Below are 22,636 nucleotides of genomic sequence, written 5' to 3'. Positions count from 1 at the left end.
CTCAGCTGCCCTCCCCGGTGGCGGAGCCGATCACCACGCCGCCACAGTCCACCGCGTGGCCGGTGAGCGCAGCGGGCTTGCCGTCGATCAGGATCGAGCCCGAGCCCTCGGCGATAGTGCGCGGGTGCTGCGGGTGCTTGGGCTTGTCGTGGGGGGCCAGGGGGTCGCCCAGCCGCGCCACCGGCTTGCCATCGATCATGGTCGTGGGGCTGCCGGCGGTGACCGGTGTCGGCGGAAAGCCGTCATGGTCGGTGCCGATATCGCCTACGAGTACGAGCTTGCGTCCCATCCGTCGTCCTCCTCTGGTCAGGGCGTCGCCGTCAGTGCCACTCGGCCGGCGCCTCGAAACTGGCCACCTGGGTGGCATCGGTATGCATGTGTTGGAAGCCGGCGGCCTCCAGGCTGTTAATGGCCGCCTTGCAGCTGACCGGAAGGCGCACCTGCAGCGGGCTGCCGCTGAGGCTACGGCGCGCCGCCATCAGCAACCGGGCGCCGTGACCGCTGCCTTGCCACTCCGGCTCGATGTAGAAGAAGCGCAGCTGCCAGGCGGCTTCGTCGTCGGGGCGGCAGGCCAACAGCATGCCCAGCGGCGGCCCGTCGGCGTGGCGCAGCGCCAGCAGCCGGCCCTGCCAATGGGCCACGCCTTGCGCCTCGCGCTGCAGCCACAGCCCGCGATGCAGGGTGAACTCCAGCGACCGGCGCAGGGTCTCGATGCGCGCCTCGTCGCGCAGCACCCAGGGCGCCTGATTGCGCTCGTCGGCGCGGCAGGCAGCGTCGAGGAAGCGCTGGATATCCTCCTCCCGGGCCGCCGCCAGGCCACCGCCAAGCGCCTGGCCGGCTTGCCGCGCAGGCGGGGAGGCGCGCTCGCCCCCCAGCAGCCGCTTAAGTGTCCTCAGCATCCAGGCCTCCTTCGGCGTAGAGGGCGGTGGGCAGCTGGAAGCCGGCAGCCAACGGACGAGTAAAGGGATTGCGTGAGCCATTGGCGTTCAGGCGGTAGCGCACGCTGCCGCCGTCGACGCTGAAGCGCAGTTCCAGTTCACGCTCGCTGGCCGAGGTGATCTCGGCCTCGTCGAGCAGCCGGAACCAGGCCCAGGCGCCGTCGCGGGTCAGGCTACGCGGCGAGCGGTTGACCTCGCTGGGCACCAGGGTCACGCGGCTCTCGGTGCCACCGCGCAGCGCATTGGGCCAGATCATCGAGACCCGGCTGCTGGCGCTGTGGGCGTACTCGATCAGTTGCCCGTCGACGCTGATCACGCTGCGCCGCTTGTCGGGGCTGAGGCTGATCGGCTCGAGGGAGAACTCCACGTCGAGGGCACCGTCGCGGCCGAAGTAAGCCTCGCGGATGCGCTCGGCGCGCTGCACGGCAGTAAACACATTGTCGCGCAGCAGCGAGTTGCCGTCGGCATCGAGCAGCTCCTGGGGCGCCTCCTCGATGAACGGTCGCAGGTTGTCCTGATAGAAGGCATCGAGGGTGCCGCCGGGGGCGAAGAAGGTCTCGAAGTCGGCGAGCGCCACGTCGCGCGAGGCATCCGGTGCCAGCGGGTAGCGGCCGGCCAGGCGCTCCTGGTAGGGCGCCACCACGTCATCCAGCCACTGGTGCTCGAGGTGGCGAATGGCGCTGGCCATCAGTAGCTGCCAGCTCTGGTCGGCGAGGCTCTCGAGCATGCCGTCGACCGGCGCCGGGGTGTCCTCGGCGATGCGCTGCAGGTTATGGATCGGGTCGCCACCGCGCAGTGCCAGGCGGTCGCGGGCGCTGACGAAGGCCGCGCGGCCCGGATCGCTGGCGCCCTGTACCTGGCGCAGGTAGTCGCGCAGCTCGGCGATCGCCTCCTTGATCTCGGTGAGCTGCGCCGGGTTGCCGTTGCGCGCCTCGAGCAGGCCGTTGAGATCGCGGAAGTGGCGCTCGATATCGCCGGCCAGGCGGTAGCGCGGCGAGCGCTCCAGCGCGCGGCGCGCGGTCTCGTCGTCCTCGGGCAGCTCGGGATAGAGCCGGGTATGGGTGGCGACCTCGCCGAGCAGCCGGTCCAGCGGGCGGCTGGCGCCGAGCAGCGCATCCGCCACTACCACCGCCTGGTCGATGTCGGGGATCGGCACCAGCGCGATATCGTCGAGGGCCTGGCGCCAGGTGACGTGATAGTCGCTGACGTAGCGCTCGCGCAGGGCATCCTGTAGCTGGCGCTGATCGGCCTCGCTGAAGTCGATATCGTCGCGCTGGCCCAGCACCCACAGGTCGATCAGCGCCAGGTCAGTGGCCTGATCCAGCTCCTGGAGGAAGTAGCCCTCGAAGCCGTTGCGCGTCGTCAGGCTGGGAATGCGCACATTGTCCGGGTCGTCGTCGCGCGCCATGAACACCGCGCTGAAGGTCGGCCCAACGCCCTGGCGCAGGTCCAGCACGGCGCCGCTGCGGCGGTCGCTGCCGGCCTTGAGGGTGGCGTAGACGCGCTCGTCCATGGGCTGGCGGGCGAGCTCCTGCTGGGCGCTCTCGATGCTGCCGCGCAGCGGCTGCATGGCCAGTTCGGCCTGGCGGTCGCCGGCGGCGGCATGGCCTTCGAGGTCGGTGAAGGCCAGGGCGTAGTCGAGGTGCGCCAGCAGGCGCTCCTGGACACTGCCGCGCTGCGGGAATTCGCGCTGCCAGCGGCGCGCCATGAAGTCATGCACCCGCTCGGCCTGGCGACCGCTGGCATCCGACATCATGCGCAGGATGCGCAGCAACGCCAGCTGCTCGTTGCTGCCATCCTCGGCACGGTTCATGTCATCCATGATCCCGACCATCAGCGAGGGCAGGAAGTGGTACTCGAGCATCGCCAGGTAGGCGCTCTCGACGTCGCGACCCACGGCGCCCTGGTAGAGCCCCATATCAGCGATCAGCGGCATCTGCTCGCGGTGGTCGCCGAAGGCCAGGGTGGCGCCGCGCAGGCGATCGAGCGGTTCGAGCAGGGCGTAGCCGGTGGGGTCGTCGCTGTGCAGCTCGGAGGGCTGCGCGGCGAGGAAGGCCTCGGTGCGCGCCTCGACATCGGCCAGCGCTGCGGCGTTCTTCTGGTAGAAGTGGCTCCAGCCGCCGACCATGGCCGCCCCCACGAACAGGCACGCCAGCATGCTGACGCGGCGCAGCCGCTGGCGGCGCCGGGCGGCGCGGGCGTTGTCGCCGGCCAGCCCCGCCTCGGGGTAGATCACCTTGTCGAACAGCTCCTCGGTGAAGTAGAGCGCACTACGTGCCGCCCGATGGGCCGGCTGCACGCTGTCGGCCATGCCGTAGCGGCGCGCCGCGGCGTCGACGAAGGGGTCTTCGGGCACGCCCTGCTGATACACCGAAGTGAAATAGGTGCCGCGGACCATGGCCGCGGTGGAGAAGCGGTCGCTGGACAGCGCCTCGGTCAGGAAGCCCTGCAGCACGTCGCGCAGCCCGGCGAGCTGGCGCACGAAGCGGAACACCGCCTCGCGCTCCTCGCGGTCGCGACACTCGGCGAGCAGCGTCGGCAGGCTGGCGTTGAGACGCTCGAGCATGGCGTCGAAGGAGTCGCCGAACTCGCTCTCCCACAGCCCGGGACGCTCGATCGACTCGGGGCTGAAGGTGAAGCCCAGCGGCGCGCGGCGGGCGGCCCGCGAGTAGTGGCGGAAGAAGTCATCGAAGCCGTGCAGCAGGTCCATCTTGCTGAAGGTCACGTAGACCGGCAGGCGCGCGCCGTGGCGCTCCATCAGCTCGCGCAGGCGGGCACGCAGCAGCGAGGCGTAGGCCTTGCGCACCGCGACCCGGGCATCGCTGAGGCGCGCCAGGTCGAGTACCAGCACCACGCCATCCAGCGGGCGTTGCGCACGCTGGCGCTCCAGCCAGTCGACGAAGTGGTCCCACAGCCGGCTCTGTGCCTCCTGGGGCTCGCCGCCCTCCAGCGCGCCCTGGGTGAGCAGCTCGCCGTCGGGGTCGATCAGTACCGCCTTGTCGCCGATCCACCAGTCGAAGCCGAACTGGCCGTGCTTCTTGCCCTGGCCGGAGGCCTTCATCACGTGGGTGAGGGAGAAGTTCTGCCCGGAGCGGTTGATCAGGCTGGTCTTGCCGGCATTCTCGATGCCCATCACCAGGTACCAGGGCAGCTTGTAGCGCGCACTGCTGCCTCCGCCCAGGCTATCCTCGAGTTCCTCGAGGGTGGCATCGAGGGTCTCCTCCTGGCGCTCTACCTGGGCCTGGGTGGGATCGAGCTGCAGGCGCTCGGCGTGGCTGCGCTCCTCGTCGACCTGGCGCAGCCGGCGCGCCAGGCGCACGCCCCATACCAGTGCCACCACGGTGACCAGCGCCAGGGTCGCCAGCAGGCGATTGGGCCAGGGGCCGAGCGGGAAGACCTCACGGACCTCCCAGCGCGGCCCCAGCCACCAGATCGCCACCACCAGGGCGATCAGCAGCAGCCACCACAGTGCCACGATGACGCGCTTGAGCCCCTTGGCCTTGTTGGCGTGGCCCTTGGCCTGATTGACGTTGCTTTGGGCGCGTGATGCGCCAGGCACGAAGCGGCCCAGCGCCGACTTGATTCCTCTCCACATGAGCCTTATCCCTCGTCCCTGTCGTGCGTTGTGTCATGCATGGTCGTGCTCCTGCGCCGGCGGCGCCTGTTGCTTGGCATCAGCCCTTGAGCGATGCCCGGAGCCGTGCGACCAGCGCCGGCTCCCACTGCTCCAATTCGAGTTCGGCCACTGCGTCGTGCAGGGCCTGGTAGTGCTGCTGGGCCAGACTCTCGAGTCCGGCCGCCGCCATCAGGTCGGCACTGGCCAGCCGCCAGTAGGCGCTGTCGCGGGGCGAGCGCGCCGCGGCCAGGCCCTGGTCGAGCATGCCCAGCGCCGGCGCCAGCCCTTCGCTGTCGAGGCACTCGCGGGCGGCGTCGAGGGCCACCTGCCACGGCTCGGCGTCGCCACCGCCGCGCGCCTCGCCGGCGGCCCCGGGGGCACTGTGCAGCCAGCGCAGCGTCTCGTCGTCGACGAACGGGCTGGCATCGTTGAAGCTCAGCGCCTCGATGCCCGGCAGCCGTTCGAGAAAGCGCGCCGCCTCGTCGCGGATCGCCGCCGCACAGCGAGCGTGGCCGAGCCGCTCGGCCAGCTGGGCGCTGAGCCGGTGGCCCTCCAGCCAGTAAGGGCTGACCGCCAGGCTGTTCTCGATGCGCCGCCACAGCGCCAGGTCGCCGCCCTTGGCCAGCGCCTCGCGGTAGTCGGCGATGCGGTCGGCGGAGACCGGCGCCAGCTCGGTACGGCCGCCCTCCCGCGACGCCGGCAGCGCCTGGATCGCGGACCAGATAGCGTGGCGGCGCAGGCGATAGCCGAGCGCCTCGCCGGGCGACTGCTCGTTGAGGAAGTCGGCCAGCTTGAGCAGCACCTGGCGGTTGGCGCGCTCGTTGCCCGCCTCCAGGCGCAGCTCGGGCAGCTTGGTGGCGCTACTCGCCGGCGGCGCCCCCGCCCCCGGGGTGTTGGCTGCCGACGCGGCATTGGCCGCCGCCGCGGGAGGCGGCGCTTCACGGCTTGGCCGCAGGGCGTGCAGCTGGCGCGCCAGCTCGGCCAGGGCATCGTCGGGCAGCTGGCGAGCCTTGGCCGCCTCGCGCAGCGCCTCGAGGGCCTGCTGGCAGGCCTGGTGCTCGTCCTCGGCGCTGCCGAAGTCGAGCGCGGCGGCGAGCTTCACCGCGCGCTGGGCGAACTGCGCGAACAGCCGCGGACGGCGCTTGGCGCCACGCGGCCCGGCATAGGGGTAGGCGGCGTCCCACCACTGCTCGAGGCTACCGGCCAACAGCCGCAGCGACAGCGCAAAGCGCACCGCGTCGCCGTCGCGCTGCAAACAGTGCAGCAGATGCCCCAGCACCCGCAGGTCCTTGCCCGCCTGGCCGAGCAGGCGCACGGCGCGGGTCTCGGCGCCCTCCCAGTCGACCTCGCCATGCTGCAGCGAGCCGACCTTCATCATCTCCTCGTCGAGCCACAGGTAGTCGGCGCTCTCCTCAACGTCGGCGCCGACCCGCGACTCACCCAGCGGGGCGAGCAGTGCGGCAAGCTGAGTGTCGGACGTGATACGCATGGATTCCCTCACCAACGACAGCTGTCGCGCAGTGGCTGGATCCGCTGACGCAACTCACCGATATCGAAGCGCAGCCCGTCGAGCGTGGCGACCTCGCTGGCCAATAGCAGTTCGTCGGCGTCGAGCAGCTGACGCAGGGTCTCGATCGCCGGCAGGCCGCGACCACCGCTGACCACATGGCCGGCATCACGCACCCGCCACGCCTGGCTCAGCGCCCGGCCGCCGGCGCTCAGGGTCAGCTCCGCCCGCGGCACATCGAGGGCCTCGGGCAGGTGCAGCTGGAAGCGGGTGATCGACTTCTCGCAGGCGATCACCAGCAGCGGCCGCGGCGGCGTGGTGCCGCGGGCCGGGGCGCTGAGCAGCACGTCGCCGTTACGCGCGTCGACGCGCAGCGAAAAATCGTTGGCGTCGCGGCCGGCTTCGAGGCGCTCGATGGCGTGCCACAGCGGTGGCAGGCCGACCTCGTCCGCCGCGTCGTCCAGCTCCTGAAACAGGGCGTCATAGCAGCCCAGGCGCTCGAGGCGCGAGGGCTCGGCGGCGCACTCACGCGCCGCCTCGAGCGGATCGGCAAGGGCCGCTTGGCTCAGCGCGAGCAGCAGCCCCACCAGGGCGGCCTGGCCGCTCGGCCATATCACTCGCATCACATTCATGGGGCATCCACTTCCAGCAGTCGGCACTTGTGTGCCAGGGTTCGCTTGGGCACGCCGAGGCTCTCGGCGGCCAGGGCACGGTTGCCGTCGAAATAACGCAGGCGCTGACGAATCAGCTCGGCCTCGAAGTCGCGCAGCGCCTGGCGCAGGTCATCGACCCGCGCGGATGCCGCCGGCGGCGCTGCAGCGGGCGCCTCTACGGCCGGCTCGCTGGCCTCGCCGGGTAGCGCCGCGGCCTCGAGGTCGGCCCCCGGCGGCGACATGGCGCAGGCGTAATCGATCAGGTTCTTCAGCTCGCGCACGTTGCCTGGGTAGTCGCGCTCGCGCAGCTGGCGCAGCGCCGCCGGCGTGATACCCACCTCGTCGCGCCCCTCGCGGGCGCAGAAGTCGGCGACGAAGGCCTGGGCCAGGGTGGCGATGTCCGCGCGCCGCTCGCCGAGCGGCGGCAGGCTGAGCGGAAACTGGCCCAGGCGGTAGTAGAGGTCGGCGCGGAAGCGCTGGTCGCGGATTCGCTCGCGCAGCGGCTGGTGGGTGGCGGCCACCAGCCGCAGGTCGGCGCAGCGCTCGTCGCTGGCCCCCAGCGGGCGGTAGCGACCGCTCTCCAGCACGCGCAGCAGCTTGGCCTGCAGCGCCAGCGGCATGTCGCCGATCTCGTCGAGAAACAGGGTGCCGCCGTCGGCCTGGCCGATCAGCCCCTCGCGGGCCTGGTCGGCCCCGGAGAAGGCCCCCTTGGCGTGGCCGAACAACTCCGACTCGAGCAGCGCCTCGGGGATCGCCGCGCAGTTGATGGCCATGAACGGCCCCTCGGCCCGCGCCGAGAAGTGGTGAATGGCGCGCGCCACGCAATCCTTGCCGGTACCGGTCTGGCCCTGCAGCAGCACCGCCAGCTGGGTTTCGGCGGCGCGAATCACCTGGCTGCGCAGGCGCTGCATGGCCGCCGAATCCCCCAGCAGGTCATCGGCCAGCCGGTCGGCCAGGTTCTGGCGCCGGGCGCCATCGTTGAGCTTGGCCAGCGAGTCGCGCAGCACCGCCGAGCGCTGACGCTCGCCCTGGGCCCGCGCCAGCCGCGCCCACAGCCGGCACAGCAGCGCCTCGAAGGCGACAAACTCGGCGTCCGCGGCCAGCCCGGCGAGGGTGTCCGCCTCGCCGGCCAGCGCCAGCGCCCCCAGCCACTCACGCGGGCCATCCAGTGCGCGCAGCGGCCGAATCTGCAGCCGCAGGGCGCCTGGCAGCGCCGCCACCTGAGCCTGGAAATCGGGGTGGTCGAGCCGCGTGCGCGCCTCGGCCATGCCCAGATCAAGCGGCTCGCCGCGGCGGATGGCATGCGCATAGGGGTGGCGAAAGTCGTCGCAGTCGAGGCGCACATCGGCATCATCGCGGCCCAGCCAGCGCCCGCTGCCCTCGACGAACAGGCACTCGACCCAGGCCAGTCCCAGGCTGTCGCGCAGCAGCCGGCTACTGCACTCGCGCAGGGCCGCTGGGGTGGCGCACTCGACCAGCGCCAGCGCTGTGGGCATGGCGGCGAGCCCCAGGCTCGCGGCCTGCCGCGCCTCGCCCTGCGCCATGTCGATCGCCCGCGCACTCATGGTGTTACGCCACCTCCGCGGTAAAGGCGCCGCTCTCGGCATCCACGCCCAGCGCCACTCGGGTCACCGTCTCACGCCGTGCCATGCGCTCGAGCAGCGCCTGGGAGAGCGGCGGCAGCAGTTCGCCGTCGATCACCGACTCGAGCATGCGGGCGCCGTTCTCGCTGCGCGTGGCGCGGGCGCAGATGGCGTCGCGCAGGGCGTCGTCGAGGTGCACCTCGGCGTGCCGGTGGCGCTCGCCGATGCGCCGTGCCAGGGTCTCGAGCTTGGCGGCGACGATGGCCTGCAGGGTCGCGCCGGAGAGCGGCAGGTAGGGCACCACTTCCATGCGTGCCAGCAGCGCCGGCTTGAAGAAGTCGGCCAGCACCGGGTAGAGCGCGGCGTCCAGCGCCTCGCGGTCATCGCCATGGGCGACGATGGCCTCATAGCCGAGGTTGGAGGTCAGGAAGAACACCACGTTCTTGCAGTCGATCAGGCGCCCCTCGCCGTCGGCCAGCTCGCCCTTGTCGAAGGCCTGGTAGAACAGGTTGAGCACGTCGGGGTGGGCCTTCTCGACCTCGTCGAGCAGCACCACCGAGTAGGGGCGCTGACGGATCGCCTCGGTCAGCAGGCCGCCCTCGCCGAAGCCCACATAGCCCGGCGGCGAGCCGATCAGCCGCGATACGGTGTGCTTCTCCTGGTACTCGGACATGTTGATGGTGGTGAGGAACTGGCGGCCGCCGTAGAGGTGCTCGGCGATCTGCACCACGGTCTCGGTCTTGCCTACGCCGCTGGGCCCAACCAGCAGGAAGGCGCCCAGCGGCCGGCCGGGGCGGCGCAGGTCGGCACGCGCGGTGAGCAGGTGGCGATGCACCCGCTCGATGGCAATCTCCTGGCCTTGCACCAGCCGCCCCAGGTGGCTGGGCAGCTCGGTGAGGCGGGTCAGCTCGTCGCTGGTCATGCGCTCCACCGGCACTCCGGTCCAGTCGCCGATGACCTGGGCGATCTGCGCCTCCTCGACGCTGGCATTGACCAGCGCGAACTCCTGCTGCAGTTCGCGCAGGCGCGCCTCGTGCCCGGCCAGGGCGGCGTGGGGATCGGCCGCGTCCTGCTCCTCGCTCGTGTCCTCCTCGCCGTCGAGCAGCTGGCGATGCAGGGCGACGATGGCATCGACGCACTCGCGCTGCTGCTGCCAGGCCGCCTCGAGGCTGGCCAGTTCGTCGTTGAGGCGCTCCAGGCGTGCGGCCAACTCGTCGCACTGCTCGGCGTCGGGGCTGCGGCCCAGCAGCGCCTCGCGCTCGAGCTGGTCGCGCTCGCGCAGCGTGGCCAGATGCTCGCTCTTGAGGTGGCTGAGCCGTCGCGGCGGCGTCTCCAGCGCCTGGGAGAGCCGCGCGCAGGCGGTATCCAGCACGTCGATGGCCTTGTCGGGCAGCTGGCGACCGGCCAGATAGCGCGCCGAGAGGGCCGCGGCAGCGCGCAGGCCGCTGTCGCCGATCAGCACGCCGTGGGCACGCTCGTAGACGTCGCGCAGGCCGCGCAGGATCACCAGTGCCTGGTCGACGCTGGGCTCGGCCAACGCCACCGGCTGAAAGCGCCGCGACAGCGCCGGGTCCTTCTCGAAGTACTTCTTGTACTCGCGCCAGGTGGTGGCGGCGATGGTGCGCAGCTCGCCCCGCGCCAGTGCCGGCTTGAGCAGGTTGGCGGCATCGCCGCCGCCCTCCTGGTTGCCGGCGCCGATCAGGGTGTGCGCCTCGTCGATGAACAGCAGGGTCGGCTTGGCGGCATGCTTGACCTCGTCGATCACCGCCTTGAGACGCTTCTCGAACTCGCCCTTGACCGCGGCACCGGCCTGCAGCGCGCCGAGGTCGAGGGTCATCAGCTCGACATCGGCCAGCGCCGTGGGTACCTCGCCGGCCACGATGCGCGCCGCCAGCCCCTCGACCACGGCGCTCTTGCCGACCCCGGCATCGCCGATCACGATGGGGTTGTTCTTGCGCCGCCGACCGAGGATATCGAGCATCTGGTCGATCTCGGGATCGCGGCCCAGTACCGGGTCGAGCTCGCCACGCCGGGCCTGCTCGGTGAGCGAGGTGGCGAAGCGCGCCAGGGCGCTGTCGCCTTCGCCGGCGGCGCTGCTGCGCCGCGCTGGCGCTGCGTCGCTGTCACGCGGGGCCTCGGCGGAATCCGCGCTGAGGCGTTCGAGATTGGCGCGCAGGCTCTCGCGGTTGATCCCGGCGAGCAGCGCCTGGCTACGCGGCCCCAGGTAGCGCGAGGCGTTGTGCAACAGCGCGGTGAAGATCACCCCGCTACGCAGCGTCTGGTGGCCATACTCGGTGGCGGCCAGCAGCCAGGCGTCCTGCAGCAGCTCGACCAGCAGCGGCGAGAAGCTTGGCGTGGCGACCTCGAGATCCTGGGCCGGGCGAGTCTCCTCGGCCAGCCGCGCACGCAGCGTCTCGGCGTCGATCTCCAGCGTGTCGAGCAGGCTGCGCAGGTCGCACAGCGGCTGGTCGATCAGCGCCTGCAGCAGGTGCCCGGCGGTGACCTCCGGCGCCTGCTGTTCGGCGCACAGCACGGCGGCCTGCTCCAGGCCCTGGCGGGCGATGGCATTGAGTCGGCCGATGAGTGCCGGAAGCGCTACCCTGAGCATGTCGTCTCCTAACGATGAATCTGATCGAGCAAGGCACCGACCTGGCCGGCCTGCTGGTCGAGGGACCAGGCAAGCCCCAGATAGATGCCCACCATGGCCACGCCAAACAGCGCGAAGATCGCCCATATCGGCAGGCCACGGCCGCCGCGGCGGCGACCACGCACCACGTTGTCGAGCGGCCGGGTGAGCATGTCGTCCGGCGCTTCACCGAGGGCCGCCAGCTGGTCGCCCAGGGCGCGCACCACCTGCTCATACTCCTCGCGCCCCTGGGTCATGACCCGGTAGCGCCCCTCGAAGCCCAGGCACAGGCAGAGGTAGATGAAGGCCAGCATGTCGCGGTAGCGCTGCGGCTCCTGCTGCAGGCGGGCGAGGATCGAGAAGACCTTCTCGCCGCCCCAGGTCTCGTTGTGGAAGCGGGTCAGCAGCGAGTGCTCCGCCCAGGCACTCTGCTGCCCCCAGTCGCTGCCCATCACCGCTTCGTCGATGAACGAGCAGAGCACGTAGCGGTAGGCGAGCAGGGTCGGGCGGTCGTAGCCCTGCTCGGTGAGCTCGACCTCGATCGCGGCGATCTCGTCGACCACCTGGCGGTAGAGCCGTTCGATGTCATCCATGCTGTCGAGCTGGCGTACCCGCACCACCATGCCCAGCAATGAGCTCGCCGCATCCACCAGCGGGTTGAGACTGTGGCCGCGCAGCCGGAACCAGTAGTCCTCGTCGGCATCGAGATGCTCGGCGTGGCTGTGAATCAGCTGGTCGAGGCCCTTGTTGTCGATACGGTCTTCGTGGCGTAGCGGACTGTAGCGCTCCGGGGCACCACTGCCGCCGGTCATTGTGATGTCTTGCATGCTTAGCTCCTGATCGCCCAGAACTGCATTTCCAATCCAGGGAAGTCGCCCGCCACGTGGAAGGCGAAGCCGCTGGCCCCATCGAGCATCTGCCAGGCCTGGCTCTGGCGGTCGAGCTGGAAGTAGCTGTAGCCGGCGTGATAGGGCAACTCACGCGGCGCTACCGGCAGCGGTGTCAGTGGCACCCCGGGCAGCTGCAGGCTGATGAGGTCGCGAATGCGCTCGACGCTGGCGACCTTGGTCTGCTGCAGGAACAGCTTGCGCAGCCGCTCGTGGGGCATATCGGCACGCACCGCGAGAATGAAGTCGGCGGCGTCGAGCAGGCTCGGGTCCGAGAGTGGCGCCACCAGCAGGCCGAAGCGCCGCGACTGCAGTTGGATGGCCAGCGCGCGCGGCTCGAGCACCGTCGACAGCGACTGGCGCAGGCTCTGCATCAGCGGCCGGAAGGCGCGCTCGGGGTGGTCGTGGTCGTAGGCCGGAAACTCCGGCGGCAGCCGCGACTCATCGGTGAAGGTGACCAGTTCACTGGCGGTCTCGAGCATGGTGTCGTAGAGCCGCTCGGGGTGCAGCTGGCCGAGCCGCGCCAGATGCTGGAAGCGCGGCTGGGCGCGGTTGAGCAGCTGCAGCAGCATGAAATCCGAGACGTCGGCGACGCCGGTCTGGTGCGGCGTGGCCAGGCGCTGCGAGATATTGCGGGCGCGCTCGCGCATCAGCCCGGCCATCTCGCCGACGAAGCGTTGCAGGCCGCTGGCGGCCTGGACGTTAAGCAGGGTCGGCAGGAACTGGTCATCGAGTACCAGGCTGCCGTCGGCGCGCCGCTCGACGATGCGCGCCACCGCCAGGCAGGCGTAGGCGCTGCGGTCGTCGCGCTCGAGCAGTAGCCGCGGCGCCACCCGCGCCACCTCGAGATCGGCGTGGTCGCCGTCGCGGGAGTGCAGGTCGCGCACCTGGCGGGTCGAGGCGCGGTAGCGCGCCGGCAACGCGTCGTCGGGCCAGTGCACTTCGCCCACCGCATCGGTGGCCAGCGGCAGGCCCAGGTAGACCACCTGATTGGTGATCGAGGCATCGTCGATCTCCAGCGGCGCAGGCTCGATGTCATCGTCCGGCAGCTGGAAGGCGGTGCCGTCGGGCATCACCCCGCTGGCGCGGCTGATAGCGATGCGCCCGAAGCTGAGGAATTCGGCGTTGAGCGCCAGCGTCAGAAAGCCGTAGAGGTCATGACTGACGCCGCGCAGGCGCATGTCGACCAGCCCCTCGAGGCTGCGCTGCTGCTGCTGGAAGTGCTGCGGCTTGATGAACAGCCCCTCACTCCAGACCACTCGGTTGCGGCTGGCCATCAGTCTTCCTTCCTCAGCTCGGCTTCCAGGGCGCGCAGATGCACCAGCAGGTGATAGTGCTGGCCCCGCGACTGCACCTTGACCACCTTCTTCCACTCCGCCTCTTGGGTGTTGGCGTAGAAGGCGATGAGGCCGATATAGCGCGTCTCTTCGTCGACCTCGAACGGTTCGTAGAACTTCCACTGACCGGGCAGCAGCGTGAAGTCGTCATGGGCCAGGTAGTTGGTGCCCAGCGCCTCCTCCAGGTCGTCGCGCAGCTGGCCGAGGTCGGCGGCCATCAGCATCGAGTCGTCCTTGAGCTGGAGGATCTGGAAACGCAGCGGCGTGCCCTCGCCGTCGACGTTGGGATTGACGTCGGGCTCGGCGATCATCGCCAGGTCGACCCGCGTCGGGCGGTCCTCGGGGTGGCCCACCGGTATCGACGGATCGCGCAGCACCTGCCAGGTCTTGCTGCCGGCCTCACGGGTCGAGGCGCAGCCGCTGAGCAGCAGAGCGACCAGTACCACACAGCACCAGCCGGCGTAGCGGGAGGTCAGTTGAGTCATGCTCCCTCCCGCTGCTGGCGACGCACCGACTGGTCATAGGCCTGCTCGAAGACTTCCCAGAACAGCTTCTCGAAGCCCTGCTGGCGTCCGGAGTTGAGCTCCTGGAAGTAGTGACGGTACATGTCCCAGGCCCAGCCGCCTTCGTCTTCGACCCGGCTGCCGGCGCCGCGGTAGGCGTGAAAACGCTTGAGCAGCGCCTCGGGAGCGAAGGCCGAGAGAATCGCCTGCAGCGCCTCGCCGATGGCATCCTCCACCGCCGCCTGGTGCTGGCCCTGGTGGGCCAGGCACTCGGCCACCGCCGCCGGCGCCGAGAGGTGCACTGGGCTGCGCTCGGCGGCAAACAGGGTGGAGACGGTCTCGCGGTAGGGCTGGCCCAGGCGCAGCGGGTTGTCCTCGATGGGCTGCAGGCGGCGGTCGCGCAGCGGGTAGCGGCTGTCGTCCTGGGCCTGGTGCAGCGCCTGCAGGCCTTCGATGGCCGCGCGCAGCGTGTTGCCGGCTTCCTGCAGGAAGGCCTGCTGCTCGGTCGTGTCGCGAAAGCGCAGCTCGGCGCCCATGGCGCGCAGCAGCGGATCGGCGCCGACGTGCCCTGCCGCCGAGGGGGCCGGCTCCTGCCAGCGGTCCTCGAGCTGCTCGCCCACCGAGCGTTCCAGATCGTCCAGCAGCCGTTCGTCCATTTGCGTACTCCTGTCCATGCCCGTCTCCTCGCGTTGTTTGATGGCCGGCATGCGCATCGCCGCCTGACGCCGATCGTGTAGGTCATATGCCCTGTCGCCCGGGGCTTGGGACTCGTCCCAGGCGCTGTCGAGCACATCGATTACCGTCTCGTCGTCGCCGGCCGGGTCGGCCAGCGCGCTGAGCGGGTCGCGCTGGCGCGCTCCCGGGGTCGACTCGCCGAGCGCCTCGAGCGGGTCGTCATGGCGTGCCGGGACAGCCTGCTTGAGCGGCGCCCCGCTGCCGTCCAGCGCCTCCTGCTCCTCGGTGACCAGTGCGGCCAGCGGCTGGGCGCCGGGCTGGGCCGCCTGGCGGTCGCCGAGGTGAACCCGCAGCCGGTACTCGCCGACCAGCAGCTCATCGCCATCGCGTAGTGCGACTCGCCGGTCGCGGCCGACCGGCAGGGTGGCGTGATTGACGAAGGTCTGGCCGCTGCGGTCGACCAGGCAGAAGCGCCCGTCCTGGCGTTGCAGCTGGGCGTGGCCCGGCTGGATACGCCCGGCGTGGTCCTGCAGTAGCCAGTCGTCGCTGCCGCCGCTGCCCAGGGTGCCGCCCGCCTCGTGGAACACGTGGCTGCTGGTCGAGCGCCCCTCGAGGCGCTCGCTGTTGGTGACCACCAGGGTGATGGCCGAGTGTCGGGTCGCGTGCATGGGCATTAACCTGTCATCTGGATGCGCACTCGGCGGCGCCGCGCGGCACCGCCGGATTCGGGATTGACGAAGGTGGTCCAGCCGAGCTGGCAGCTGCCGGCCTCGCCGAGTCGCATGGGGCGCACCGCGCTCTCCAGCAGCTCCAGCTCGAGGTCGTAGGCGAGCGGCTCACGCAGCACGAAGTCGACCAGTGTCTTGAGCGGCGCGTGCTCACGGCCGTCGGGCAGAAAGTCGCGAAAGCGCTCGAGGCTCAGGCCGCGCAGGCACAGCGCGAACTTGCCGCCGACATCCGCGACCCGCTCGCCGGCGACCATGTCCTGACCCAGGGTCATGCCGCTCATGCCGCTGCGGCTGCGCTGGTCCGCGGGGATCTCGACCCAGCGCATCACCCACTCCTCGACCTCCACGCCGTCGAGATCGAAGCAGTGGCCGACCACGCTGCTGACCACCTCCGGGGAGCGCGAGCGCCCGGCCAGCAGGCCGGCATAGGCCAGCATCTTGCTCCAGTTGATCGGCGTCTCGCCGCGCAGCTCGCCGTCGGCCAGGCCGACCAGCGCGAACACCGCCGCCGAGAAGCCGTCACTGGCGCCATCCTGGTAGCGCACGTAGTGGCGATACTTGCGCCAGCTGCGGTGTACCAGGGTCAGCAGGCGGTGGTTGAAGAAATCGAGAAAGTCCCCGGCCACCCCCTCGCGGTGGGCGGCCTCGTGGGCCAGCGTCTCGAGGTAGTAGCCCGGCAGCGGCGACTGGGCGCCCTGCAGGCCGAAGAAGCTCACCTCCAGGTCGTAGTGGCCCGCCGCGGTCGGCGCCAGGGCCACCACGTCGCTACCGGGAAAGCCCAGCGATGCCGAGGCCTTGTAGCGCACCCGTTCGGCCACGCTACCGCCCCCACCAGCCTCGAGGTCATCCTCGTGGTGGCGGTGCAGCAGCTCGACGAGCTGGTAGAAGTCGTAGCGGCGGGCCCCTCGCAGCAGGGGCGCCAGCGCTACATCAGTGGCTGTTGTCCCGACTGCAAGGTCCATGTGTAGCGCTCGCGGTTGTGGCGATTGATGACGTGCAGCTCATGGAACGAGTTGATGCTGGCGTAGAGCGAAAAGAAGCGTGCCAGCACGCTGCCGAACAGATACAGGCTGCCCTCGTCGCCGAACGCCTCCTGGTCGAGGGTCATCACCGAGCGCAGCCCGCGCACCGGCAAGCCGCGCGCCAGGCGGTCGACGGAGCGCGTCTCGATATCGAGGATGCCGGTCAGGCGCTTCTGGGCGACCCGCTCGGCCTGGCGGTCGACCAGGGCCCGGAAGTCGTAGGCGCGCAGCACCGAGCACAGGGCGTCGCGCTCGAGCAGCGACAGGTAGTTGAGCGACAGGTTGGAGATCAGGGTCCACAGCAGGCTGCCGTCGAGGGTCGGGCGCAGCGCCGGGGTCGGTCGGGTGATATTGCGAAAGCCGGCATAGGCCGGGCTATCCTCGGTAGGCACGCAGACATCCCCCACCGTGAGGCGCTCGGGCAGCTCGCGGTTGCTGCAGGTCAGGCGCAGCGAGACGGTCTCGCGCAGGCCCAGGCAGGCGCGTTCGTCGCCGCGCACGAAGGCGATATCGTGGTCGAAGCCGTCGCCGCGCAGGCTGTCGCGCACGCGCACCCGGTAGTAGAGCGCTTCGCGCTGGCGGTCGCGCTCGATCTGATGCTGAAAGCTCTCGAACGGCACATAGCTGCGCGGTTCGCCGCGCACCTTGCCCGCGTCGCTCTCCAGCCAGCCGTGTACCGCATCGACGCTGAACACTTCGAAGTGCGACGGGTAGCGGCTACTGGGATGGATACGATATTCGCTGCGCTCGCCGCTGAGGTCGACCGGATCGGCATCGTGGGAAAACAGGTTGATGGCCGGCGTGCAGTAGAGTGCCAGATGCTCGTCGCGGACCCTGGCATCCGCCGGCAGCGTGCGCGAGAACACCAGCCGCAGCGTGACCCGCCCGGCGTGACGTGCCGGCAGGTGTTGCCCCAGCCCCACCAGGTCGAAGAACTGGAATGCTTCGGGAAAACACAGGTACTCCTGCAGGATGCGGTAGCCCTGGTAGACGTTGCGCGGATAGGGCAGCAGCGCATCCTCGCGAGAGAAGCCCACCGGCTGGAGCAGCTTGCTGGGCAAGGGCACCACCTGGCCATCCACCTCCAGTTCGAGGCGCGCCAGGTAGTGGCTCAGCCACAGGTAGAGCGTACGCGCCGTGTAGCCATCGCCGCCCAGGTGCAGGCGCAGGTCGTCGACCCCCAGGGCATCCAGCGGCTGGTCGCTGTGCACGTCCAGCGCCAACTCGACGACCGAGGACTCCCGCGAATGGCGCGCCTCGACCCCGGCATGCGCCAGCGGATACAGCGCCACCTCGTGACAGGTGCGAAAGCGGCACGCGGTGCCCTCCACCGGGCGACTGGCCAGGGCGGTACCTCGCGGCACCTGCTGGCTGGCGCTCAGCGCATGCCAGGTCGGCGTGAACTGCACCACCGTCATGCTCGGCACCGGGCGCAGGTAGTTGGGCCACAGCATGCCAAGCAGCGAATGCGTCAGCTCGGGAAACTCATCCTCGACCTTCTCGCGCATGCGCCCGGTGAGGAAGGCGAAGCCCTCCAGCAACCGCTCGACGTCGGGGTCGGTGCTACGCTCGGACAGGAAGCGACTCAGGCCGGGATTGCCCTCGGCAAATTCCCGTCCCTGGCGCTTCAAGAAGTTGAGCTCATCCCGATAATAACGATTGAGCATGCAAGCCTCGGTGGCAACGGCGATCAATCAAGACACTGATAGCGCTTGTTATTGAGCAGTAGATCGATGGTGGTCTGGGCGTTCTCGCGGCCCAGCGCCAGGGTGGCGTGCACCTGGAAGTGCAGTTGCAGGGGGTCGCCCCGATTGGGCACCGACTCGACCTCGACGCGACGCACCCGGGGCTCGAAGCGCTCGATGCACTGGCGTATCGCGCGCTGGATATTGAGCTCCAGATCGAGCACGCCGATGGTCGCGTCATTGAAGTCGAGCAGTCCCAGCGCCGGGGCACATTCGCTGTGCCCCGGATGGCTGTTGAGCAGATCCACCAGGTGGCGCTTGATCGACTCAACGGCCTCGGCCAGGCCAGTTTCCCCTGCTGCAGCGGCCCGTTCGGGCGCCGCGAGGCGCTCGAACAGCCGGCTTCCGAGCACGCCGCCAATCTCATCAGCCATGGCGGTGGCGCTCCCCTTATTCCTTGTCGAGACGCCCGACCAGCGACAGCTCGAAGTTGGCGCCCATGTACTTGAAGTGCGGGCGCACGGCGAGCGAGACCTGATACCAGCCCGGCTCACCCTCGACGTCGGAGACCTGGATCGAGGCGGCGCGCAGCGGCCGGCGGCTGCGTACGTCGGCCGGCGGGTTCTCCTGGTCGGCGACGTACTGGCGGATCCAGGCGTTGAGCTCGCGCTCGAGGTCCTGGCGCTCCTTCCATGAGCCGATCTGCTCGCGCTGCAGCACCTTGATGTAGTGCGCCAGGCGATTGATGATGAACATGTAGGGCAGTTGGGTGCCGAGCTTGAAGTTGGTCTCGGCGGCCTTGCCCTCGGCAGTGTTGGGGAAGACCTTGGGCTTCTGCACCGAGTTGGCGGAGAAGAAGGCGGCGTTGTCGCTGCCCTTGCGCATGGTCAGCGAGATGAAGCCCTCTTCGGCCATCTCGAACTCGCGCCGGTCGGTGACCAGCACTTCGGTGGGAATCTTGGCCTGGATCTGACCCAGCGCCTCATAGGTATGCACCGGCAGGTTCTCCACCGCGCCGCCGCTCTGCGGACCGATGATATTGGGGCACCAGCGGTACTTGGCGAAGCTGTCGGTGAGTCGCTCGGCGAGCAGGTAGGCGGTGTTGCCCCATAGATAGTGCTCGTGGTCCTCGCTGACGGTTTCGCGATAGTTGAAGCTCTTGACCGGGTTCTCGACCGGGTCGTAGGGCATGCGCAGCAGGAAGCGCGGCGCGGTCAGGCCCAGGTAGCGGGCATCGTCCGACTCGCGCAGGCTGCGCCAGCGGGCATACTTGGGCCCTTCGAAGATTGCCTTGAAGTCCTTGATATTGGGCAGCTCCTCGAAGCTGTCGACACCGAAGAAGCTGGGCGCCACCGAGGACAGGAAGGGCGCGTGGGCCATCGCCCCCACCGCCGAGGTGTACTGCAGCAGCTTGATATCGGGGGTCGAGGGCGAGAAGTCGTAGTGGCCGATGATGCCGCCCACCGGCTCGCCGCCGAACTGCCCATAGCCCGAGGCGTAGACGTGCTGGTAGAGGCCGCTCTGGCTCAGCTCCGGGGCGAATTCGAAGTCTTCGAGCAGCTCCTCCTTGGTGGCATGCAGCAGGTCGAGCTTGATGTTCTCGCGGAAGTCGGTGCGATCCACCAGCAGCTTGAGACCGCGCCAGGCCGACTCGATCTGCTGGAAGCCCTGGTCGTGGAGAATCTCGTCGACCTGGCCGCCGATCTTGCGGTCGAGCTCGACGATCATGCGGTCGACCACGGACTTGTTGACCTGAGGGGCCTCGCTGTCGCTGTTGAGCAGCTCGGCGATAAAGGCCGCCACGCCCTGCTTGGCGACGTCATAGCCCTCGTCAGCCGGTGCCATGCGCGTCTGCGCCATGACCTGGTCGAGTAGGGATTCCTCGGCCACGGCCTCGCTGGCCTGGCCCTGCTGCTGTGCCGTATCACTCATCACTATGCCTCGAATTCATGGATGACCGCGGCGCCCTAGGGCACCAGCGGAGAAATCAGCTGTCGCCCTTGGCGTCGCTATCGCCGTCGAGCAGCTCGAGTTCGGCGAGCAGCTGCTGGCGCGCGTCTTCGCTCTCCAGCAGCTTCTGCAGCCGGTCGCGGAACGCCGGCACGTTGCCCAGCGGCCCCTTGAGGGCTACCAGTGCCTCGCGCAGCTCGACCAGCTTGCGCAACTCGGGTACCTGGCGGGCCACGCTGTCCGGGGCAAAGTCGCTGAGCGACTTGAATTCGAGATCCACCGCCAGGTCGGCGGCGTCGTCACCATCGGTGAGACGATTGGGTACGCTGGCCTGCAGGCCAAGCCCGGCCTCGCGCATCACTGACTGGAAGTTGTTCTTGTCGACCGAGACCGCATCGCGCTCTTCGATCGGCGTCTCTTCGGCACCGCCCTTGAAGTCGCCGACCACCAGTAGCTTCAGCGGCAGCTCGGTTTCGGCCTGCTGATCGCCGGTGGCAGGCACGTACTTGATATTGATGCGCTCTTTCGGCGCGACGGTCCCTTCCTTCGCCATGCTGCGACCCTCTGCGGTGAATCCTGAATGATCGAATGATCTTAGTATCGAGGGCGCGAGGGTAGGCAGACGCAACCGGGGAATCCAGAGGGGGTACTGGCCGGCCAAGGGATACCGACGAGAAACAAGTGGATGCACGATAGGCGATATTGCTCTTGTGATCGCCAATCTTGCCGGAATTTGGCTGAATTTTTCAGCGTTCATCGCCCTCACGACACCACCACTGACTACATTAAATGTCAGATATGTCTTACATAAAATGACGGCAATTTCCTCGCCTGACCTCATCCATAACGTCGCCTCACGAGAAGCGTAGGGAAATGCTATTGGCGCTTTAGATAACTAAAAACAATAACTTCAGACCCTTGCGTGCTAAAAAGAACGCCCCGACCGAGGGCCGGGGCGTTGCTATGCCACGCAAGACGTTATGAGAGAGATGGACTAGCTGCCCGTCAGACGTCGCCGAATCGACGCCTCGATACCCGCTGCGTCGAGCCCGCACTCGGCGAGCAGTTCGCCGGGCTTGCCGTGTTCAACGAAGGCGTCGGGCAGGCCGAGATTAAGTATCTCGACCGCCACGCCCTCGGCGGCCAGCAGCTCATTGACCGCGCTGCCGGCGCCGCCAGCCACCACGTTCTCCTCCAGGGTCACCAGCAGGTCGTGGTCGCGGGCCGCGGCCAGTACGGCGTTGCGGTCCAGCGGCTTGACCGAGCGCATGTTGAGGTGGCTGGCATCGAGCCGCTCGGCGACCTCGGCGGCCGGGCCATTGAGACTGCCAAACGCCAGCAGCGCCACACCCTGCCCCTGGCGCCGCCGTTCGGCCTGACCGATAGCGAGCGGCTCGAGGTGCTCGGGGATCTCGCTGCCGGGACCGGTACCACGCGGGTAGCGTACCGCCGCCGGGCCAGGGTGGCGATAGGCGGCGCTGAGCATGGCGCGGCACTCGGCCTCGTCGGCCGGCGCCAGGATCACCATGCCCGGCACGCAGCGTAGATAAGAGAGATCCATGCTGCCGTGGTGGGTGGGGCCGTCCTCGCCGACCAAGCCAGCGCGGTCGATGGCGAAGGTCACATCGAGGTGCTGCACCGCCACGTCGTGAATCAGTTGGTCGTAGCCGCGCTGCAGGAAGGTCGAGTAGATCGCCACCACCGGCTTGGCGCCCTCGCAGGCCATCCCGGCGGCCATGGTCACGGCGTGCTGCTCGGCTATTGCGACATCGAAGTAGCGCTCGGGATACACCTGCGAGAAGCGGACCAGGTCGGAGCCTTCGCGCATCGCCGGAGTAATGCCGATCAGCCGCTCGTCGGTGGCGGCCATATCGCAGATCCAGTCACCGAAGACGTTGCAATACTTGCGCGGTTTGGCACGTATTACGTCGTTGCGTGGCGTCGCTTGCTGGGTCTGGGCCGGTGCCAGCGGCGCCGGATCGCGCTTCTCCAGCTTGGTGATGGCGTGGTAGCCGATGGGGTCGGCCTCGGCGGGCTGGAAGCCACGCCCCTTGCGGGTCTTGACGTGCAGGAACTGCGGGCCGTCGAGGTCGCGCATATTGTTCAGCGCATGGGTCAGGGCGTCGAGGTCGTGGCCATCGATGGGCCCGATATAGTTGAAGCCCATCTCCTCGAACAGCGTGGCGGGGCTGATCATGCCCTTCATGTGCTCTTCGGTGCGCCGCGCCAGTTCCAGCGCACCGGGAAGATGCGACAGCACCCGCTTGCTGTTTTCGCGCATCGCAGTATAGGGCTTGCTGGCGAGGATCCGCGCCAGGTAGCTGGCAATACCGCCGACGTTCTCGGAGATCGACATCTCGTTGTCGTTGAGCACCACCAGCAGGTTGGCATCGACGTGGCCGGCGTGGGCCAGCGCCTCGAAGGCCATGCCGGCGGTCAACGCTCCATCGCCGATCACCGCACACACCCGCCGCCGCTCGCCGCGAACGCGAGCGGCCAGGGCCATGCCCAGCGCCGCGGAGATCGAGGTGCTGGAGTGGCCCACGCCGAAGGTGTCGTACTCCGACTCGGCGCGGCGCGGAAACGCCGCCAGGCCGCCATATTGGCGAATGCCGAGCATCGCTTCGCGACGCCCGGTAAGGATCTTGTGCGGGTAGGCCTGGTGACCAACGTCCCACACCAGCCGGTCATGCGGCGTGCTGAGGGCGTGGTGCAGCGCCACGGTCAGCTCGACAACGCCGAGCCCGGCGCCGAAGTGCCCCCCGCTGCAACCCACGCTGTAGAGCAGATAGGCGCGCAGCTCATCGGCCACCTGGACCAGTTGGGCCGGGCTCATGGCGCGCAGCCCGGCCGGGGTGTCGAGCGTGTCGAGCAGCGGCGTGGCCGGGCGCTCGGCGGGAATTTCGTCGAACAGCTTCATGGAGTA

At 69.2% G+C, this 22,636-nt stretch carries 17 protein-coding genes; all 17 read right to left on the bottom strand.

All coding sequences use genetic code 11. The annotated features are described in order from the left end of the window. Nucleotide 1: 1 nt before the first annotated feature. The 17 genes from CK498_RS09650 to dxs all read right to left on the bottom strand — a co-directional run bounded on the left by CK498_RS09650 (nt 2) and on the right by dxs (nt 22,630). Entirely contained in the window at nt 2-289 is a 288-nt protein-coding gene (locus CK498_RS09650; protein ID WP_095620643.1) for a type VI secretion system PAAR protein, read from the bottom strand. 31 nt (nt 290-320) lie between these two features. Further along, the gene (locus tag CK498_RS09645) at nt 321-899 is read right to left on the bottom strand and encodes a GNAT family N-acetyltransferase (protein WP_095620642.1); all 579 of its coding nucleotides are present in this window, start codon (nt 897-899) and stop codon (nt 321-323) included. After that, complete coding sequence (gene tssM / locus CK498_RS09640) at nt 883-4,533, bottom strand: type VI secretion system membrane subunit TssM (protein ID WP_095620641.1); 3,651 nt, start codon at nt 4,531-4,533, stop codon at nt 883-885. Before tssM ends, CK498_RS09645 begins: the two co-directional genes overlap by 17 nt. Before the next feature lie 79 nt (nt 4,534-4,612). Continuing rightward, a complete protein-coding gene (gene tssA / locus CK498_RS09635; protein ID WP_095620640.1) occupies nt 4,613-6,043 on the bottom strand; it encodes a type VI secretion system protein TssA in 1,431 nt (476 codons plus the stop codon). Nucleotides 6,044-6,051: 8 nt separating this feature from the next. Then, the gene (gene vasI / locus CK498_RS09630) at nt 6,052-6,693 is read right to left on the bottom strand and encodes a type VI secretion system-associated protein VasI (RefSeq protein ID WP_229359024.1); all 642 of its coding nucleotides are present in this window, start codon (nt 6,691-6,693) and stop codon (nt 6,052-6,054) included. Continuing rightward, on the bottom strand, nt 6,690-8,279 hold the full coding sequence (locus CK498_RS09625; RefSeq protein WP_095620639.1) for a sigma 54-interacting transcriptional regulator: 1,590 nt from the start codon (nt 8,277-8,279) through the stop codon (nt 6,690-6,692). Before CK498_RS09625 ends, vasI begins: the two co-directional genes overlap by 4 nt. A 4-nt stretch (nt 8,280-8,283) precedes the next feature. Then, nucleotides 8,284-10,905, bottom strand: coding sequence for a type VI secretion system ATPase TssH (gene tssH / locus CK498_RS09620; RefSeq protein ID WP_095620638.1), 2,622 nt, complete (start codon nt 10,903-10,905; stop codon nt 8,284-8,286). An 8-nt stretch (nt 10,906-10,913) separates the two neighbouring features. Beyond that, a complete protein-coding gene (icmH, locus tag CK498_RS09615; protein ID WP_095620637.1) occupies nt 10,914-11,750 on the bottom strand; it encodes a type IVB secretion system protein IcmH/DotU in 837 nt (278 codons plus the stop codon). A gap of 2 nt (nt 11,751-11,752) precedes the next feature. Then, complete coding sequence (gene tssK, locus CK498_RS09610) at nt 11,753-13,087, bottom strand: type VI secretion system baseplate subunit TssK (protein WP_095620636.1); 1,335 nt, start codon at nt 13,085-13,087, stop codon at nt 11,753-11,755. Next, nucleotides 13,087-13,632 carry a type VI secretion system lipoprotein TssJ gene (tssJ, locus tag CK498_RS09605; RefSeq protein ID WP_095620635.1) on the bottom strand — a complete coding sequence of 182 codons (546 nt, stop codon included), beginning with the start codon at nt 13,630-13,632 and terminating at the stop codon, nt 13,087-13,089. Before tssJ ends, tssK begins: the two co-directional genes overlap by 1 nt. Continuing rightward, nucleotides 13,629-14,993 carry a type VI secretion system-associated FHA domain protein TagH gene (tagH, locus tag CK498_RS09600; RefSeq protein WP_095620823.1) on the bottom strand — a complete coding sequence of 455 codons (1,365 nt, stop codon included), beginning with the start codon at nt 14,991-14,993 and terminating at the stop codon, nt 13,629-13,631. The genes tssJ and tagH overlap by 4 nt, the downstream gene beginning before the upstream one ends. A 5-nt stretch (nt 14,994-14,998) precedes the next feature. Beyond that, complete coding sequence (gene tssG / locus CK498_RS09595; protein ID WP_095620634.1) at nt 14,999-16,015, bottom strand: type VI secretion system baseplate subunit TssG; 1,017 nt, start codon at nt 16,013-16,015, stop codon at nt 14,999-15,001. Further along, nucleotides 15,979-17,742, bottom strand: coding sequence for a type VI secretion system baseplate subunit TssF (gene tssF / locus CK498_RS09590; protein ID WP_095620633.1), 1,764 nt, complete (start codon nt 17,740-17,742; stop codon nt 15,979-15,981). Before tssF ends, tssG begins: the two co-directional genes overlap by 37 nt. A 23-nt stretch (nt 17,743-17,765) precedes the next feature. Further along, the gene (tssE, locus tag CK498_RS09585; RefSeq protein ID WP_076745989.1) at nt 17,766-18,194 is read right to left on the bottom strand and encodes a type VI secretion system baseplate subunit TssE; all 429 of its coding nucleotides are present in this window, start codon (nt 18,192-18,194) and stop codon (nt 17,766-17,768) included. A gap of 16 nt (nt 18,195-18,210) precedes the next feature. Beyond that, the gene (tssC, locus tag CK498_RS09580) at nt 18,211-19,692 is read right to left on the bottom strand and encodes a type VI secretion system contractile sheath large subunit (protein WP_095620632.1); all 1,482 of its coding nucleotides are present in this window, start codon (nt 19,690-19,692) and stop codon (nt 18,211-18,213) included. 55 nt (nt 19,693-19,747) lie between these two features. Next, nucleotides 19,748-20,263 (bottom strand): type VI secretion system contractile sheath small subunit, encoded by a 516-nt coding sequence (gene tssB / locus CK498_RS09575; RefSeq protein ID WP_095620631.1) that lies wholly within the window; start codon nt 20,261-20,263, stop codon nt 19,748-19,750. Nucleotides 20,264-20,704: 441 nt separating this feature from the next. After that, nucleotides 20,705-22,630, bottom strand: coding sequence for a 1-deoxy-D-xylulose-5-phosphate synthase (dxs, locus tag CK498_RS09570; protein ID WP_095620630.1), 1,926 nt, complete (start codon nt 22,628-22,630; stop codon nt 20,705-20,707). Nucleotides 22,631-22,636 lie beyond the last annotated feature (6 nt).

The organism is Halomonas salipaludis, from assembly GCF_002286975.1.
GTDB classification, from domain to species: domain Bacteria; phylum Pseudomonadota; class Gammaproteobacteria; order Pseudomonadales; family Halomonadaceae; genus Franzmannia; species Franzmannia salipaludis.
Note: the sequence above shows the minus strand (reverse complement) of the source record. Positions and strands in the feature narration are given on the sequence as shown.

Bases quoted from the DNA above. Each gene is read 5' to 3' on its own strand.
- CK498_RS09650 (WP_095620643.1), bottom strand. From the start codon at position 289: ATGGGACGCAAGCTCGTACTCGTAGGCGATATCGGCACCGACCATGAC.
- CK498_RS09645 (WP_095620642.1), bottom strand. From the start codon at position 899: ATGCTGAGGACACTTAAGCGGCTGCTGGGGGGCGAGCGCGCCTCCCCG.
- tssM (WP_095620641.1), bottom strand. From the start codon at position 4,533: ATGTGGAGAGGAATCAAGTCGGCGCTGGGCCGCTTCGTGCCTGGCGCA.
- tssA (WP_095620640.1), bottom strand. From the start codon at position 6,043: ATGCGTATCACGTCCGACACTCAGCTTGCCGCACTGCTCGCCCCGCTG.
- vasI (WP_229359024.1), bottom strand. From the start codon at position 6,693: ATGAATGTGATGCGAGTGATATGGCCGAGCGGCCAGGCCGCCCTGGTG.
- CK498_RS09625 (WP_095620639.1), bottom strand. From the start codon at position 8,279: ATGAGTGCGCGGGCGATCGACATGGCGCAGGGCGAGGCGCGGCAGGCC.
- tssH (WP_095620638.1), bottom strand. From the start codon at position 10,905: ATGCTCAGGGTAGCGCTTCCGGCACTCATCGGCCGACTCAATGCCATC.
- icmH (WP_095620637.1), bottom strand. From the start codon at position 11,750: ATGCAAGACATCACAATGACCGGCGGCAGTGGTGCCCCGGAGCGCTAC.
- tssK (WP_095620636.1), bottom strand. From the start codon at position 13,087: ATGGCCAGCCGCAACCGAGTGGTCTGGAGTGAGGGGCTGTTCATCAAG.
- tssJ (WP_095620635.1), bottom strand. From the start codon at position 13,632: ATGACTCAACTGACCTCCCGCTACGCCGGCTGGTGCTGTGTGGTACTG.
- tagH (WP_095620823.1), bottom strand. From the start codon at position 14,993: ATGCACGCGACCCGACACTCGGCCATCACCCTGGTGGTCACCAACAGC.
- tssG (WP_095620634.1), bottom strand. From the start codon at position 16,015: ATGGACCTTGCAGTCGGGACAACAGCCACTGATGTAGCGCTGGCGCCC.
- tssF (WP_095620633.1), bottom strand. From the start codon at position 17,742: ATGCTCAATCGTTATTATCGGGATGAGCTCAACTTCTTGAAGCGCCAG.
- tssE (WP_076745989.1), bottom strand. From the start codon at position 18,194: ATGGCTGATGAGATTGGCGGCGTGCTCGGAAGCCGGCTGTTCGAGCGC.
- tssC (WP_095620632.1), bottom strand. From the start codon at position 19,692: ATGAGTGATACGGCACAGCAGCAGGGCCAGGCCAGCGAGGCCGTGGCC.
- tssB (WP_095620631.1), bottom strand. From the start codon at position 20,263: ATGGCGAAGGAAGGGACCGTCGCGCCGAAAGAGCGCATCAATATCAAG.
- dxs (WP_095620630.1), bottom strand. From the start codon at position 22,630: ATGAAGCTGTTCGACGAAATTCCCGCCGAGCGCCCGGCCACGCCGCTG.